The organism is Rhodococcus sp. MEB064 (assembly GCF_000834565.1).
Lineage (GTDB): Bacteria > Actinomycetota > Actinomycetes > Mycobacteriales > Mycobacteriaceae > Rhodococcoides.
Genome location: NZ_JXQS01000073.1, coordinates 93969 through 108609 on the forward strand (window position 1 = coordinate 93969; position 14641 = coordinate 108609).

The following is a 14641-nucleotide window of genomic DNA, read 5'->3' on the forward strand; positions in this document are numbered from 1 at the left end:
CGCCCCACCCTCACGAACCGGTGTAGCGGCGCTGCCGCATCAGGGACACCTGGTGGTCGCGGACTTTCTCACCGCCGGCCGGTGACGCTGTCCACGCCCCGTCGGACTGCAACACCCAGCACCGCGTCGTCACGTCCATGGCGGAATCGAGCACCGAGTTCAGCTGATCGGACAGGCGCGGATCCTTCACCTGGGCCATCACTTCCACGCGGCGATCGAGGTTGCGGTGCATCATGTCCGCGCTGCCGATCCAGAATTCGTCGAGAGCCTTGAAATGCAGCACTCGCGAATGCTCGAGGAACCGTCCGAGGATGGAGCGGACCTCGATGTTCTCGCTCAGACCCGGCACACCGGGCTTCAGGGCGCAGATGCCGCGCACGATGACCTCGACGCGGACGCCCTGGGTGGAGGCCCAGTACAGCGCGTCGATGACCTGTTCGTCGACGAGAGCGTTGGCCTTCAGGCGGATGCGTGCATCCTTGCCCTCCTGGTGGGCACGAACCTCGGCCTCGATGCGCTCCACGATGCCGGCCCGGACGCCGAACGGAGCCACCAGGAGGTTGCGGTAGTGCTCCTTGCGCGAGTATCCGGTGAGGGAGTTGAACAGGTCCGTCAGATCGGCGCCGATCTCGTCGGACGCGGTGATCAGACCTACGTCCTCGTACAGGCGCGCAGTCTTGGGGTTGTAGTTGCCGGTGCCGATATGGCAGTAGCGGCGGATGGTCGACCCTTCACGGCGCACGACCAGGCAGGTCTTGCAGTGCGTCTTGAGGCCGACCAGGCCGTAGACGACGTGCACCCCGGCCTGCTCGAGCTTGCGCGCCCAGGCGATGTTGGCCTGCTCGTCGAAGCGCGCCTTGATCTCCACGAGCGTCACCACCTGCTTGCCCGCCTCGGCGGCGGCGATCAGGGCGTTCACGATGGGGGAGTCACCGGACGTCCGGTAGAGGGTCTGCTTGATCGCCAACACATGGGGATCGGCGGCGGCCTGCTCGATGAATCGCTGGACGCTGGTGGAGAACGAGTCATAGGGATGGTGCAGCAGTACGTCGCCGTCACGCACCGTGGAGAAGATGCTGCGCGGAGTCTCACGTTCGCCGAAAGCGGGGTGCGTGGCCGGGACGAACGGTGCGTCCTTCAGTACGGGCTTGTCGACGCCGTAGATCTGCCACAGGCACGACAGGTCCAGCAGTCCCGGCACCTGGATCACGTCACCCGGATCGACGTCGAGTTCGCGGAGCAGGAGATCGAGCATGTGCTCGGTCATGTCGTCGGCGACCTCGAGGCGCACGGGGGAGCCGAAACGGCGTCGGGCGAGCTCGCGCTCGAGCGCCTGCAGCAGGTCCTCGTCGCGGTCCTCCTCCACCTCGAAATCGGCGTTCCTGGTGATGCGGAACGCGTGATGCTCCACGATCTGCAGTCCCGGGAACAGAACGTCGAGGTGAGCCGCGATGAGCTCCTCCATGGGGAGGAATGCCGGAATGGCCGGTGCGTCACCGCGTCGCAGCTGGACGAACCGATCGACGTTGTCCGGCACCTTGACACGAGCGAAGTGCTCGCCGCCGGTGGTCGAATCCTTGACCGTGACAGCAAGGTTCAGGCTCAGGCCGCTGATGTACGGGAACGGGTGGGCGGGGTCGACGGCGAGCGGTGTCAACACCGGGAACACCTGCTCGGTGAAGTGCTGGGTGAGCCGCGCCCGCTCGTCGGTGGTCACTTCCGACCACCGGATGACCGAGATGCCCTCGTTCGCCAGCTCCGGCAGGATGCGGTCGATGAAGGTGCGGGCGTGGCGATCCGCGATCTCCTGGGTGCGCCGGGCGATCAATGAGAGTTGCTCGCGCGGAGACAGTCCGTCCGCCGAGCGCACGGACAGTCCGGTCTCGTCGCGACGCTTGAGCCCGGCGACACGCACCATGTAGAACTCGTCGAGGTTGCTGGCGAAGATCGCGAGGAACTTCGCGCGCTCGAGAAGCGGAAGCGAGGAATCCTCGGCAAGGGCCAGAACTCGAGAATTGAAGTCCAGCCAACTCAATTCGCGATTGAGGTAACGGTCCTCCGGCAGGAGATCGACGGGGACCGGAGTGTCCGACGTCGCCGCCGGTGGGGCGGTGGGTGCGGACGGGCGACGGCCGTCGTGCGGCACGCTCGACTCGTCGGCGGCGGGCTCGGTGGTCTTCTCCGGCGCGGTGGCCGGGGGGAGTTTCTCGATCGCCTCGTTGTTCACGCGTCGATCATCCCCCACTCGCGGCTCCGGTGAGTAGTCGACCGGACGCGAGTTCCGCCGTCACACTCCCCGCCACCCCAGCTCGGCGAGAACTCGCGTGGTGTGTGGCCCCACGCCGAGTGCGAGCGCCGCGCGGACATCGTCGGCGGTGTCGACGTCGAGTCGCAGTCCGGGCCACTCGCCGGCCAGCGGCAGGGCGCCCGAATCGACGTGGCGGGTAGCGGAATCGGGCCCGAACCGGGGTTCGAGGCGTCGGGGGTGGCCACGCACGATCAGCGCGGACGTTCCTGTTCCCGTGTGGTCGACGACCACCGACCGGGTGTCGGGAGGTGCGGCAGCGTACGCCTGCACCAGTTCGGCCGTGGTGAGGGCGGGAAGATCTGCCTGCAGCGCGATGACGTCACCGCCGTGGGCGTGACGCACGTCGTCGTCCGCGGCCGACAGTGCTCTGTTGAGCCGTTCGACCGTCGTGCGTCCCGCCGACTCCGGTTCGGACACGGTGCGGCCGCCGAGCGATTCCGCGATGCGGGCGACGCGGGCGTCGGGAGTCACCACCGACCAGCCCGTGACCGCCTCCGCGGCCGATGCTGCCTCGAGGGTGTCCCGCAGCATCGCCAGAACCAGCTCGGCGCGCTCCTGTCCGGGAAACGTGGTGGCCAGGCGGCTCTTGGCATCCACCAGATTCTTGACCGCGAGCACCAGATGGACACCGGGCCGGGGCTCGATGTCGGTCGGGATGGGACTGGGCGTGCTCATGAGCGTCGATCCTGCCAGTCGGCATTACTGCAGACTTCGTTCGGCGGGCCTCGGACATGGTTACTGTGAGCCGCCAGGGCCCGCGGCGGGACACGTTCCGGGCGGCCCACAGTGACGACGAACGACGGAAGGCTCGGCCATGGTGAAGGCAGCGGTGCTCGGTTCCGGTTCCTGGGGAACCGCATTCGCCAAGGTTCTGGCCGATGCGGGCACCGAGGTGACGATGTGGGCCAGGCGCGAGGAACTCGCGAGGTCCATCGACAGCAAGCACCGCAACGAGGACTATCTGCCCGGCGTGGACCTGCCGCCGGCCATCCGTGCGACGCACGACGCCGCGGAAGCGTTGGACGGCGCGTGCACGGTGATCCTCGCCGTGCCGTCCCAGGCCCTGCGCGCCAACCTCGCCGAGTGGGCGCCGCTGATGGGATCGGACGTCACGTTGCTCTCGCTCGCCAAGGGCATCGAGACCGGGACGTTGATGCGCATGTCGCAGGTGATCTGTCAGGTGACCGGCGCGGATCCCAGCCGCGTCGGCACGTTGTCGGGCCCCAACCTGGCCAAGGAGATCGCCGCCGAGCAGCCGACCGCCACCGTCATCGCGTGCCCCGATTCGAATCGGGCGATCGCGCTCCAGTCGGCCTGTGCCACGAGTTACTTCCGGCCGTACACCAACTCCGATGTCATCGGCTGCGAGATCGGCGGTGCGTGCAAGAACGTGATTGCCCTCGCCTGCGGCATGGCGGCGGGCGTCGGGTTCGGGGAGAACTCGGTAGCGAGCATCATCACCCGCGGGCTCGCCGAGGTCACTCGCCTCGGCGTCGCTCTCGGCGCGAATCCCTCCACGCTCGCCGGGCTCGCGGGAGTGGGGGACCTGGTGGCCACGTGCTCGTCACCGCTCTCGCGGAACCGCACCTTCGGCGAACGTCTCGGATCCGGTGGTTCGCTGGAGAGCGCGCAGGAAGCGGCGCACGGTCAGGTCGCCGAAGGTGTGAAGTCCTGCACATCGATTCGGGCGCTCGCCGAGGCGTACGACGTGGAAATGCCGCTGACCGACGCGGTCCACCGCGTCTGCCACGAGGGGTTGTCCGTGCCCGACGCGGTGCACTCGCTGCTGGGGCGTCGACACAAGCCCGAGTGAGTGTCGGCGATCCGCGTCGTGCCGACCGATCGGGTCGCCGGTACGGTTCTCCCGTGAACGATCGCATCAAGGTGGCCGTGGTGTACGGCGGACGCAGCAACGAACACTCCGTGTCCTGCGTGTCCGCCGGAAGCGTCATGCACCGACTGGACTCCGACCGCTTCGACGTGATTCCCGTCGGTATCACCCGGGACGGCACCTGGGTGGAGGGCACGTCGGACCTCGAGTCCCTGCGCATCCGAGACCGGACACTCCCCAGCGTGGCCGACGCCGCACCGCTCGCACTGGGTGTCGACCCTCGCAGTCCCGGTCGGATCACGCGGGTGGAGTCCGGTGAGGTCGTCGCGGACGTCGATGTCGTCTTCCCCGTCCTGCACGGTGCGTACGGCGAGGACGGAACCGTCCAGGGTCTGTTCGAGGTGGCGGGAGTGCCCTACGTGGGACCCGGCGTCCTGGCGAGCGCGGCCGCGATGGACAAGGAATTCACGAAGAAGCTTCTCGCGGCCGAGGGCCTGCCGGTAGGCACCCAGATCGTTCTGCGCCGGGACCGGTCGACCCTCACCGACGACGAGCGGTCCCTCATCGGACTCCCGGCCTTCGTCAAACCCGCACGCGGCGGGTCGTCGATCGGTATCACCCGCATCACCGACTGGGAGCAACTGGATCACGCCGTAGCCGTTGCGCGGGAGCATGATCCGAAGGTGGTCATCGAGTCCGGCATCGTCGGGCGCGAGGTGGAATGCGGTGTTCTCGAGATGCCGGACGGCACCGTGCGCGCCAGCGCGATCGCCGAGATCCGGATGCCCGAGGACGCCGGTACCGAGGCGGCGTTCTACGACTTCGACAGCAAGTACCTCGACGACGTCTGCGAGTTCGACATTCCCGCGAGGCTGGAGTCCGGTGTGGCCGATCGCATCCGCGACATCGCCGTCCGCGCCTTCGCCGCTCTGGACCTGCAGGGTCTGGCTCGCGTCGACTTCTTCGTGACCGAGGACGGCCCGGTGATCAACGAGATCAACACGATGCCCGGGTTCACCGCCATCTCGATGTACCCGCGCATGTGGGGAGCCACCGGCGTCGAGTACTCCGACCTGGTCGGCACGCTCGTCGACACCGCTCTCGCCCGCGGAACCGGACTGCGCTAGTAAAAGGCTAGTTGATCGGCGCGGGATCGAGGGGCGTCTGGGGGAGCGCGGCGGTGACCGCGGCCGACAACGCCTGGATCGGTGTCGGTCCCGTTCCGTCCGGGATCGTGGCTGCCGCGTAGACAGCCCGGTCGACGACGTACCAGGTGCTCGCCGTGAGTCCCTGGTCGGCGCCCGAGATCTGGAACCACTGGACGCCGTCCACGACGTCGAGTCGTGCGGCCTGGTCGAATTCGAGCGGCCTGTCGAGTCCGCACCGGAGCACGATCGGCTCCGTCGTCTCGTCCGACTGCCACGCGGCTGCCCCCGGCGGTGCTGGCTGGACCATCTCGGCCCGCGAGAACGTGTCGAACGAGTCCGGCAACGCGCCCAGCAGATCCGCGCACTGCGTGCTCTCGGACAGTGGAGCGGGAACGGCGCCGACCGCAACCGGCTCACGGACGGGAGTGCTGTTCGCCATCACCGCTGCCACCAGGACGCCGACGACCAGTGCGACCGGGAGTGCGATCGCGGTCGCGACGAGCGCCGGATGCAGGCCCGTCGCCGACTCGTCGGTCACCGACGGTTGGTCCTGCGTCATGCGTCGTTCCTCATCTCGTGGCATCTGTCCGCGAACGGTGGTCTCGGGAAAACGTTACCCGCGCGGTAGCCGTAGGCTTTCCGGCAGCACGCTGCGCTCCGTCGGCGCCGGTGTCCGTTTCCCAGCGAGAGGTGCGAGTTGTCCGACCACGAACCGTCCGTCGCGGCCATCGGAGAGTTCGCCCTGATAGCCCGCGCCACCGCGGGACGCACGTGGCCTGCATCCGTGTCGATCGGTCCGGGTGACGACGCTGCCGTCGTCGACGCTCCGGACGGCAGAGTCGTGGTCACCACCGACATGCTCGTGGAGGGTCGACACTTCCGTTTCGACTGGTCCGATCACCACGACGTGGGACGGAAGGCGATCGCGCAGAACGCAGCCGACATCGCCGCCATGGGGGCTCGGTGCACCGGGTTCCTGGTGTCGATGTCCTGCCCGTCGGACACGGCCGTGGCAGATCTGGATCGACTCACCGACGGGCTGTGGCAGGAGGCCGGCCGTGTCGGCGCGTCCATCGTGGGCGGCGACGTGACCGGGGGAGAACGTCTGGTGCTGTCGATCACCGCACTCGGCGATCTCGAAGGCCGCTCGGCGGTCGTTCGGTCCGGCGCACGCGTCGGGGACGTGCTCGCACTGTCGGGAGTCGTCGGGCAGTCGGCCGCGGGCCTGGCGTCGTATCGTGCGGGCAACGGCGACTTCCCGGATCTCCGTGCAGCGCATCGGGTTCCGACCGCCGATCCCGCAGACGGCCCGCTCGCCGCACGGGCAGGGGCGTCCGCGATGTGCGACGTGTCCGACGGCGTCGTCGGTGATGCCGCGCACCTTGCCTCCGCCTCCGCCGTCCGCCTCGACATCCGGTCCGAGGCGATGCCCGTCACCGACGAGATGCGCCGCGCAGCAACGGTGCTCGGCAAGGACGCCGTCGAGTGGGCACTGTCCGGAGGCGAGGACCACGTCCTCCTGGCGACGTTCGCTCCGGGCGATGTTCCGGCGAGTTGGCACGTCATCGGGTCGGTCCACGCAGGATCGGGCGTGACGGTCGACGGCGAGACGTGGAAAGGGTCGTCCGCGTGGACCAGTTTCTGAGCGTCGTTTCGACACGCCTGGACGACGAGGACGTCGTCGCCATGATCGACGAGGTGCAGCAGGAGTACGTGCGTCGGTACGGCGGTCCCGACGAGACGCCTCTCGACGTGGCGGAATTCCTCCCGCCCGCCGGAGTGATCCTGAAAGCCGTCCGGGACGGGGCCGTCGTCGGAATGGGTGGATGGCGAGTGCACGAGGGCGGGGGTCCCGAGGCGGTAGGCCTGCGCCCCGGCGATGCCGAGATCAAACGCATGTACGTCCGCGCCGACGCGCGAGGGCTCGGCGTCGCGAGGGCGGTCCTCGCTGCCATCGAGCAGACGGCGGCCACCGCGGGACGACGACGGCTCGTCCTGGAAACCGGACTGCGCCAACCGGAAGCCATCGGCCTGTACACCTCCAGTGGATACACGCCGTTGGTACCGAAGTTCGGGTTGTACCGCGACGAGGACCAGTCGGTGTGCATGGCCAAGGAACTCCACCGCTGACGACACCGTCGCCGCGGGTGATGTCATGCTGGCAGTCATGACCGTCTACGCACTCGGTGATCGCGAACCCGACATCCACGAGACCGCCTACGTCCATCCCGACGCCGTCGTGATCGGAGCGGTGACTCTCGCGGCCGGCGTGTCGGTATGGCCCGGTGCCGTGCTGCGCGGGGACTACGGAACCATCTCCGTGGGGGAGAACACGAACATCCAGGACGGCACGGTGGTGCACTGCACGCCGATTCACCCGACCGTCATCGGCGCGGGCTGCGTCGTCGGGCACAACGCACACGTCGAGGGCGCGATCATCGAGGACTCGTGCCTCATCGCGTCCGGCTCGGTCGTGTTGAACGGGGCGACCGTCGGTCGAGGTGCCGTCGTCGGGGCGGGCGCCGTGGTGCCGTTCGACGCCGTGGTGCCCGAACGCGCCATGGCGCTGGGTGTTCCGGCCCGCGTACGGGAGGGACATGTGGTGGCGGAGGGCCATGTCGAGAGGAACGTCGCGATGTACCGCGCCAACGCCGACTACTACCGCGACGCGCTCCGCGAGATTCGATGACGGCGCCCGTCGCAGATCCGGGTTGGGCCGCCGCGCTCGCTCCCGTCGCCGACGACATCGCCCGGATGGGCGACTTCCTGCGCGCCGAGAACGCCGCCGGGCGTGGGTATCTCCCGCACGGCGCCGACGTCCTGCGAGCCTTCACCCGGCCGTTCGAGGACGTTCGCGTCCTCGTTCTCGGCCAGGACCCCTACCCGACGCCGGGACACGCGGTCGGACTGAGCTTCTCGGTCGCTCCCGACGTGCGGCCGGTGCCGCGCAGCCTGGTGAACATCTTCACCGAGTACACCGCCGACCTCGGCTTCCCGACGCCGTCCACCGGTGACCTGTCACCGTGGGCCGATCGGGGAGTGCTCCTTCTGAACAGGGTGCTGACCGTGGAGCCGGGCCAGGCGGGATCGCACCGTCGCAAAGGGTGGGAAGCGGTGACCGCGCACGCGATCACAGCACTGGCGAACCGCCCCGGAAAACCGTTGGTGGCCGTTCTCTGGGGCCGCGACGCGGCCACGGCGAAACCGTTGCTGGGATCGATTCCCACGGTGGAGTCGGTCCATCCGTCTCCGCTGTCGGCGTCGCGGGGCTTCTTCGGATCGCGCCCGTTCAGCTCGGTGAACGATAACCTCGTCGCGTTGGGCGAGGAGCCCGTCGACTGGAGACTGGACTGACGGTCACCGACCGAAGGACGGGCGCCGCTTCTCGACGAACGCGTCGACGCCTTCGATACCGTTCGGCGTCGACGCCATCGCGGAGATGGAGTCGGTCTCGGCGTCGAGCTGATCGGACAGCGTCGCGGAATCCGATGCCAGGAGGAGTCGCTTGGTGGCTCGGGTGACGCTCGTGGGGCCGGCGGCCAGCGACCGGGCGAGCCGTTCGGCTTCCGAGGCGATCACGTCGTCGCCGACCAGGCGCGTGAGCAGTCCGAGCCGGAAGGCCTCGTCCGACCCCAGGACGGAGTCGTTCAGCAGGATGTCCCGTGCGCGTCGGATACCGACGATGCGCGGCAGAGCCCAGGTGAGACCGCCGTCGGGTGTGAAACCGAGGGCGGGGTACGCGGGCCGAAGTCGAGTGGACCGTCCTCCGATGGCGATGTCCACGTGGCAGACCAGCGACATGCCGGCGCCGGCGGCCCACCCGGGGACACCTGCGATCACGGGCACGGGGACTGCGGTCAGCGCGCGGACGAAGTCGTGGAAGCTCTCGGCCAGCGACCGGACGAACGCACTGCGGTCGGGTGCGGAATGGAAGGCGCGCACGTTCCCGCCGGCGCAGAAATTGGCCTCGGCTCCCACGAGCAGCACCGCACCGACCGAGTCGTCGAGGTCTGCCAGTGCTGCGGCGCCCTCGCTCATGGCGTTCCCGTCGAGGACGTTGCCTCCGGCAGGGGTTGCTATGCGGATCGACAACACGCCGTCGTCGAGAGACACGAGCGGGGGCGTGGCAGAAGGATCGGTCATCGTCCGACCATAGAACAGAGTCGCGGAACACGACGATGCCCCGGTACCGAAGTACCGGGGCATCGAGGCAGAGATGAATCGTGCGGGAACGTCAGCCCCGGACCACCTTGCCGGCCTTGAGGCACGAGGTGCACACATTGAGCCGACGAGAGTTACCCGGCGCGACCTGCGCGCGGACGGTCTGGATGTTGGGGTTCCAGCGACGGTTGGTACGGCGGTGCGAGTGCGAAACCGACTTACCGAAGCCGGGTCCCTTGGCGCATACGTCGCAGACGGCAGCCATAGTCGCGAACTCCTTGGTATTCGAGGTGAAACCAGAGCGCGATGGAGACCGCGTCTGGAGCAGGGCAAGATCTTCGTACAACTGCGCCCGGCACCTCCGGACATGCCGGACGCGTCAGACGCAACCCTGCAAGACTAGCGGTCCGAGTGCCGTGAGTCCAAACCGGTCCGGCACGCCATGTCTGTCGCCGGCTGATGGAAGGATCGTAGGCACCCGCACGGCGTGGGGCGCACGGCAGGACGGAGCGATGCAGTGGTCCAACTCGGTGACCGGCTGGACCACGTACTCGGAACCAAGGTAGCCGGACCGCTCGCCGACTCGTTCTCGCTGCAGACCGTCGAGGATCTCCTGCGCCACTACCCGTTCCGATACGTCACCCAGGGGCAGGGACTGGCGCGCAAGGACCCGGAGGACGGTGAACGCATCACCGTCGTCGGAACGGTGGCCAAGGCCGATCTCGTTCCGATGCGTCAACGCAAGGGCCACATGCTCAAGGTAGTCCTCGACTGCGACGGCCAGAGTGTGTCGGCCACCTTCTTCAACGGTCACAAGGTGCGCCACAACATCACCACGGGCTCGCGCGCGATGTTCTCCGGCACCGTCAAATGGTTCAGGACGTCCTGGTCGCTGAACCACCCCGGCTACCTCATGCTGACCGACGACGAGGACGACCTCGTCGGCACGACCCACGGCGGTGGGCAGCTGGCAGGGATGGCCCGCGGCGCGACGGACAGTTCCGGCGCCGTCAACATGTCCATGCTCGCGTTGCCGTTCCTCCCCATGTACGCGGCGACGCGGGAAGTCGAGAGCTGGACCTTCCTCCGCTGTGCACGGCAGGTGCTCGACCAACTCGACCCTGTCGAGGATCCGCTTCCGGAGTCGGTGCGCACCGAGCACGGCTTGACCGGTCTGGACGAGGCGCTGCGGATCGTCCACTTTCCCGAGTCCGAGGACGACATCGAGCGCGCTCGCTACCGGCTGCGTTTCGACGAAGCGACGGCCCTGCAGTTGGTGATGGCGGAACGACGTCACTCGGTGTCCGTCCGCACCGCGCCGGCGTGCCCACCGGTCGCCGACGGCGTGGCGGCCGCGTTCGACTCGATGCTGCCGTTCGAGCTCACCGAGGGCCAGAAGGATGTCGCGCAGGAGATCGGAGAGGATCTCACCCGGTCGCGTCCGATGAGTCGGCTGCTGCAGGGCGAGGTGGGCTCCGGCAAGACGATCGTGGCGCTGCGAGCGATGCTGCAGGTGATCGACGCCGGATTGCAGTGCGCCCTTCTCGCTCCGACCGAAGTGCTTGCCGCACAGCATTACCGGTCCATCAGCGCCCAGCTGGGGCCGCTGGCGACGGAAGGCGAACTGGGTGCGCCGGACAAGGCGACCCGTGTCGTCCTCCTCACCGGGTCGATGTCCACGGCTGCCAAACGTGCCGCACTGTTGGCGATCGTCACCGGGGACGCCGGCATCGTCATCGGTACGCACGCCCTCATCCAGAACACCGTGTCCTTCTTCGATCTGGGCATGGTGGTCGTGGACGAGCAGCACCGCTTCGGGGTCGAGCAGCGAGACGCGTTGCGGGCCAAGGCGAGAGACGGTGTGAGTCCCCACCTGCTCGTCATGACGGCCACTCCGATCCCGCGGACCATCGCCATGACGACGCTGGGTGATCTCGAGACGTCCACCCTTCGTGAGCTCCCGCGCGGACGTGCTCCCATCCGCACCAGCGTCGTGCCGGCCAAGGACAAGCCGGCGTGGGTGGACCGGGCGTGGAGTCGCATCTCCGAGGAGGTCGCCGCGGGGCGTCAGGCGTACGTGGTGTGCTCGAGGATCGGCGACGAGAAGCCCGACGACGCAGGCAAGGACACACCGGACACCGCGTCGGCGGTGGACGTCTACGAGGCGTTGAGCGCCGGGGCGTTGTCCCACGTGCGGGTCGGATTGCTCCACGGCCGCTTGCCGACGGAGGAGAAGGACGCCGTCATGTCGGCATTCAACGCCGGCGACATCGACGTACTCGTCTGCACGACGGTGGTCGAAGTCGGTGTCGACGTACCCAACGCCACGGTCATGGTGATCGTCGACGCGGACAGATTCGGCGTCAGCCAGCTGCATCAGCTCCGCGGCCGCATCGGACGAGGCGGGCACCAGGGTCTGTGCATCCTGCTCACCGAACTGAGCCCGGCGTCGCCGACCTACGCCCGACTCGACGCCGTCGCCGCGACGACGGACGGTTTCGAGCTCGCCGTGCTCGATCTGCGGCAACGGCGAGAGGGCGATGTGCTCGGCGCCGCGCAGTCCGGAACCACGACGACGCTGAGGCTGCTCTCACTGCTCGACCACCTGGACATCATCACGGCGGCGCAGGAGTTCGCTCGCGATGTCGTCGAGCGCGATCCCGGACTCGTCGAGCACCCCGGACTCGCCGCGATGATGCGATCCGCCGTCGATGCCACCCGTGTGTCGTATCTGGACAAGGCGTGATGATCGTCGCCGACTCGCGAACCCGACTCATGTGCCGGTCCGCGGAGAATCAGGTCCCTGACACATCTGCATGACCGGTACGGGCGGCGTGACCGTGATCGGCGCTACGATCCCGGCGTCTCATATCTGGACAAGTCATGACCCTCTCCCGCGCCGTCCTGAAGGTAGGTTTACCGGAATGTTCTCCAAGGTGTTGGTGGCCAATCGCGGCGAGATCGCGATCCGAGCGTTTCGTGCGGCGTACGAACTCGAGGCGCAGACGGTGGCGGTGTTCCCGTTCGAGGACCGCAATTCGGTGCACCGGACCAAGGCCGACGAGGCGTACGAGATCGGCGAGCCGGGCCATCCGGTCCGCAACTACCTCTCGGTGGATCTGATCGTCGATGCGGCGAAGCGGTCGGGTGCCGACGCGATCTACCCGGGGTACGGGTTCCTGTCGGAGAATCCGGAGTTGGCGGCGGCGTGCGCGGAGGCGGGCATCACGTTCGTGGGCCCGTCGGCGCAGGTGCTGGAGCTGACGGGCAACAAGGCGCGGGCGATCGCGGCGGCGAAGGATGCCGGGCTGCCGGTGTTGGCGTCCTCGGAGCCGTCGACGGATGTCGATGCGTTGGTGGCGGCGTCGGAGTCGATGACGTTCCCGGTATTCGTCAAAGCGGTCGCCGGCGGCGGTGGCCGCGGGATGCGGCGCGTCGCGGAGCCGTCGGGGTTGCGAGAGGCGATCGAGGCGGCGGCGCGGGAGGCGGAGTCGGCGTTCGGTGATGCGACGGTGTTCCTGGAGCAGGCGGTGGTCGAGCCGCGCCACATCGAGGTGCAGATCCTCGCGGACACCCACGGCAACGTGATGCATCTGTTCGAGCGGGACTGCTCGGTGCAGCGGCGTCACCAGAAGGTGGTCGAGCTGGCGCCGGCGCCGAACATCTCGGATGAACTGCGTGCCCGGTTGTGCAGTGACGCAGTGGCGTTCGCGCGGAAGATCGGGTACTCGTGTGCGGGCACGGTGGAGTTCCTGGTGGACCGGGACGGCAATCATGTGTTCATCGAGATGAATCCGCGGATCCAGGTCGAGCACACGGTGACCGAGGAGATCACCGATGTCGACCTGGTGCAGTCGCAGTTGCGGATCGCCTCGGGGGAGTCCCTCGAGGATCTCGGGTTGCGGCAGGAAGACATCCGAATCCGCGGTGCGGCGATGCAGTGCCGCATCACGACCGAAGACCCGGCGAACGGGTTCCGCCCGGACACCGGCCGCATCACCGCGTACCGGACCCCGGGCGGTGCCGGGATCCGTCTCGACGGCGGGACCACGCTGGGTGCGGAGGTGTCGGCGTACTTCGACTCGATGCTGGTGAAGCTGACCTGTCGTGGACGCACGTTCGAAGATGCGGTGGCGCGGTCGCGGCGGGCGTTGGCGGAGTTCCGCATCCGCGGTGTCTCGACGAACATCGGCTTCCTGCAGGGACTTCTGCAGGACGAGGACTTCCGTGCGGGCAACGTCACGACGTCGTTCATCGAGGAGCGACCAGAGCTGTTGACGGCGCGGTCGTCCGGCGATCGCGGTACCAAGATCCTCACCTACCTCGCGGACGTGACGGTGAACAAGCCGCACGGTGAACGCCCCAGCACCGTGTACCCGCAGGACAAGCTCCCCGACATCGACCTTTCCGTCGCACCGCGCGACGGATCACGCCAAAGGTTGCTCGAACTCGGCCCGGAAGGCTTCGCCCGCGATCTGCGTCAGCGAAAGGCGTTGGGAGTCACCGACACCACGTTCCGTGACGCCCACCAGTCACTGCTGGCGACACGCGTGCGGACGTCCGGGTTGTTGATGGTCGCCCCCTACGTCGCACGCACCACCCCCGAACTGTTGTCCATCGAGTGCTGGGGCGGTGCGACGTACGACGTGGCGTTGCGGTTCCTGCACGAGGATCCGTGGGAGCGGTTGGCGGCACTGCGGGAGGCAGTGCCGAACATCGCCCTGCAGATGTTGCTGCGCGGGCGTAACACCGTCGGGTACACCCCGTACCCGGAGCGGGTGACGACAGCGTTCGTCGAGGAAGCGGCGGCGACGGGTGTCGACATCTTCCGCATCTTCGACGCGCTGAACAACGTCGATCAGATGCGCCCGGCGATCGACGCGGTCCGCGAGACGGGAACGACGATCGCCGAGGTGGCGATGTCGTACACCGGTGACCTGTCGAATCCCGACGAGAAGCTCTACACCCTCGACTACTACCTGCGGCTGGCGGAGCAGATCGTCGACGCGGGGGCGCACGTGTTGGCGATCAAGGACATGGCGGGGCTTCTTCGGGCGCCGGCGGCGGCGACGTTGGTGTCGGCGCTGCGGAAGAATTTCGATCTGCCGGTGCACGTGCACACCCACGACACTCCGGGTGGTCAGTTGGCGACGTATCTGGCGGCGTGGGAGGCCGGGGCGGATGCTGTGGACG

Annotated in this window: 13 protein-coding genes; 8 read left to right on the forward strand and 5 right to left on the reverse strand. The window is 68.0% G+C overall.

Features of this window, described 5'->3' with window-relative positions; genetic code table 11:
- Window positions 1-10: 10 nt before the first annotated feature.
- Complete coding sequence (locus RU01_RS20930; protein ID WP_442970580.1) at window positions 11-2245, reverse strand: RNA degradosome polyphosphate kinase; 2235 nt, start codon at window positions 2243-2245, stop codon at window positions 11-13.
- Between the two features lie 42 nt (window positions 2246-2287).
- Entirely contained in the window at window positions 2288-2983 is a 696-nt protein-coding gene (cofC, locus tag RU01_RS20935; RefSeq protein ID WP_042576512.1) for a 2-phospho-L-lactate guanylyltransferase, read from the reverse strand.
- Window positions 2984-3122: 139 nt separating this feature from the next.
- On the opposite strand from cofC, the gene RU01_RS20940 reads away from it, so the two are divergent.
- Window positions 3123-4121, forward strand: a complete 999-nt coding sequence (locus tag RU01_RS20940; protein ID WP_042576513.1) for an NAD(P)H-dependent glycerol-3-phosphate dehydrogenase — start codon at window positions 3123-3125, stop codon at window positions 4119-4121.
- A gap of 53 nt (window positions 4122-4174) precedes the next feature.
- Window positions 4175-5266, forward strand: coding sequence for a D-alanine--D-alanine ligase family protein (locus RU01_RS20945; RefSeq protein WP_231568794.1), 1092 nt, complete (start codon window positions 4175-4177; stop codon window positions 5264-5266).
- A gap of 7 nt (window positions 5267-5273) precedes the next feature.
- Here RU01_RS20945 and RU01_RS20950 read toward each other — a convergent pair whose 3' ends face one another.
- Window positions 5274-5846: a DUF3515 domain-containing protein gene (locus tag RU01_RS20950; protein ID WP_042576514.1), complete on the reverse strand. Its 573-nt coding sequence runs from the start codon at window positions 5844-5846 to the stop codon at window positions 5274-5276.
- Between the two features lie 138 nt (window positions 5847-5984).
- On the opposite strand from RU01_RS20950, the gene RU01_RS20955 reads away from it, so the two are divergent.
- The 4 genes from RU01_RS20955 to RU01_RS20970 are packed head-to-tail and all read left to right on the forward strand — an operon-like array spanning window position 5985 to window position 8641.
- Window positions 5985-6932: a thiamine-phosphate kinase gene (locus RU01_RS20955; protein WP_042576515.1), complete on the forward strand. Its 948-nt coding sequence runs from the start codon at window positions 5985-5987 to the stop codon at window positions 6930-6932.
- A complete protein-coding gene (locus tag RU01_RS20960) occupies window positions 6917-7417 on the forward strand; it encodes a GNAT family N-acetyltransferase (RefSeq protein WP_231568795.1) in 501 nt (166 codons plus the stop codon). The genes RU01_RS20955 and RU01_RS20960 overlap by 16 nt, the downstream gene beginning before the upstream one ends.
- Before the next feature lie 37 nt (window positions 7418-7454).
- Window positions 7455-7976: a gamma carbonic anhydrase family protein gene (locus RU01_RS20965; protein ID WP_042576546.1), complete on the forward strand. Its 522-nt coding sequence runs from the start codon at window positions 7455-7457 to the stop codon at window positions 7974-7976.
- Complete coding sequence (locus RU01_RS20970; protein ID WP_042576516.1) at window positions 7973-8641, forward strand: uracil-DNA glycosylase; 669 nt, start codon at window positions 7973-7975, stop codon at window positions 8639-8641. Before RU01_RS20965 ends, RU01_RS20970 begins: the two co-directional genes overlap by 4 nt.
- 3 nt (window positions 8642-8644) lie before the next feature.
- Here RU01_RS20970 and RU01_RS20975 read toward each other — a convergent pair whose 3' ends face one another.
- Both RU01_RS20975 and rpmB read right to left on the reverse strand, forming a co-directional pair.
- Window positions 8645-9430: an enoyl-CoA hydratase/isomerase family protein gene (locus RU01_RS20975; protein ID WP_042576547.1), complete on the reverse strand. Its 786-nt coding sequence runs from the start codon at window positions 9428-9430 to the stop codon at window positions 8645-8647.
- Window positions 9431-9521: 91 nt separating this feature from the next.
- The gene (gene rpmB, locus RU01_RS20980) at window positions 9522-9713 is read right to left on the reverse strand and encodes a 50S ribosomal protein L28 (protein ID WP_042576517.1); all 192 of its coding nucleotides are present in this window, start codon (window positions 9711-9713) and stop codon (window positions 9522-9524) included.
- Between the two features lie 252 nt (window positions 9714-9965).
- On the opposite strand from rpmB, the gene recG reads away from it, so the two are divergent.
- On the forward strand, window positions 9966-12194 hold the full coding sequence (gene recG, locus RU01_RS20985; RefSeq protein WP_042576518.1) for an ATP-dependent DNA helicase RecG: 2229 nt from the start codon (window positions 9966-9968) through the stop codon (window positions 12192-12194).
- A gap of 178 nt (window positions 12195-12372) precedes the next feature.
- A partial coding sequence (locus tag RU01_RS20990) for a pyruvate carboxylase (protein ID WP_042576519.1) occupies window positions 12373-14641 on the forward strand: 2269 nt, incomplete at its 3' end.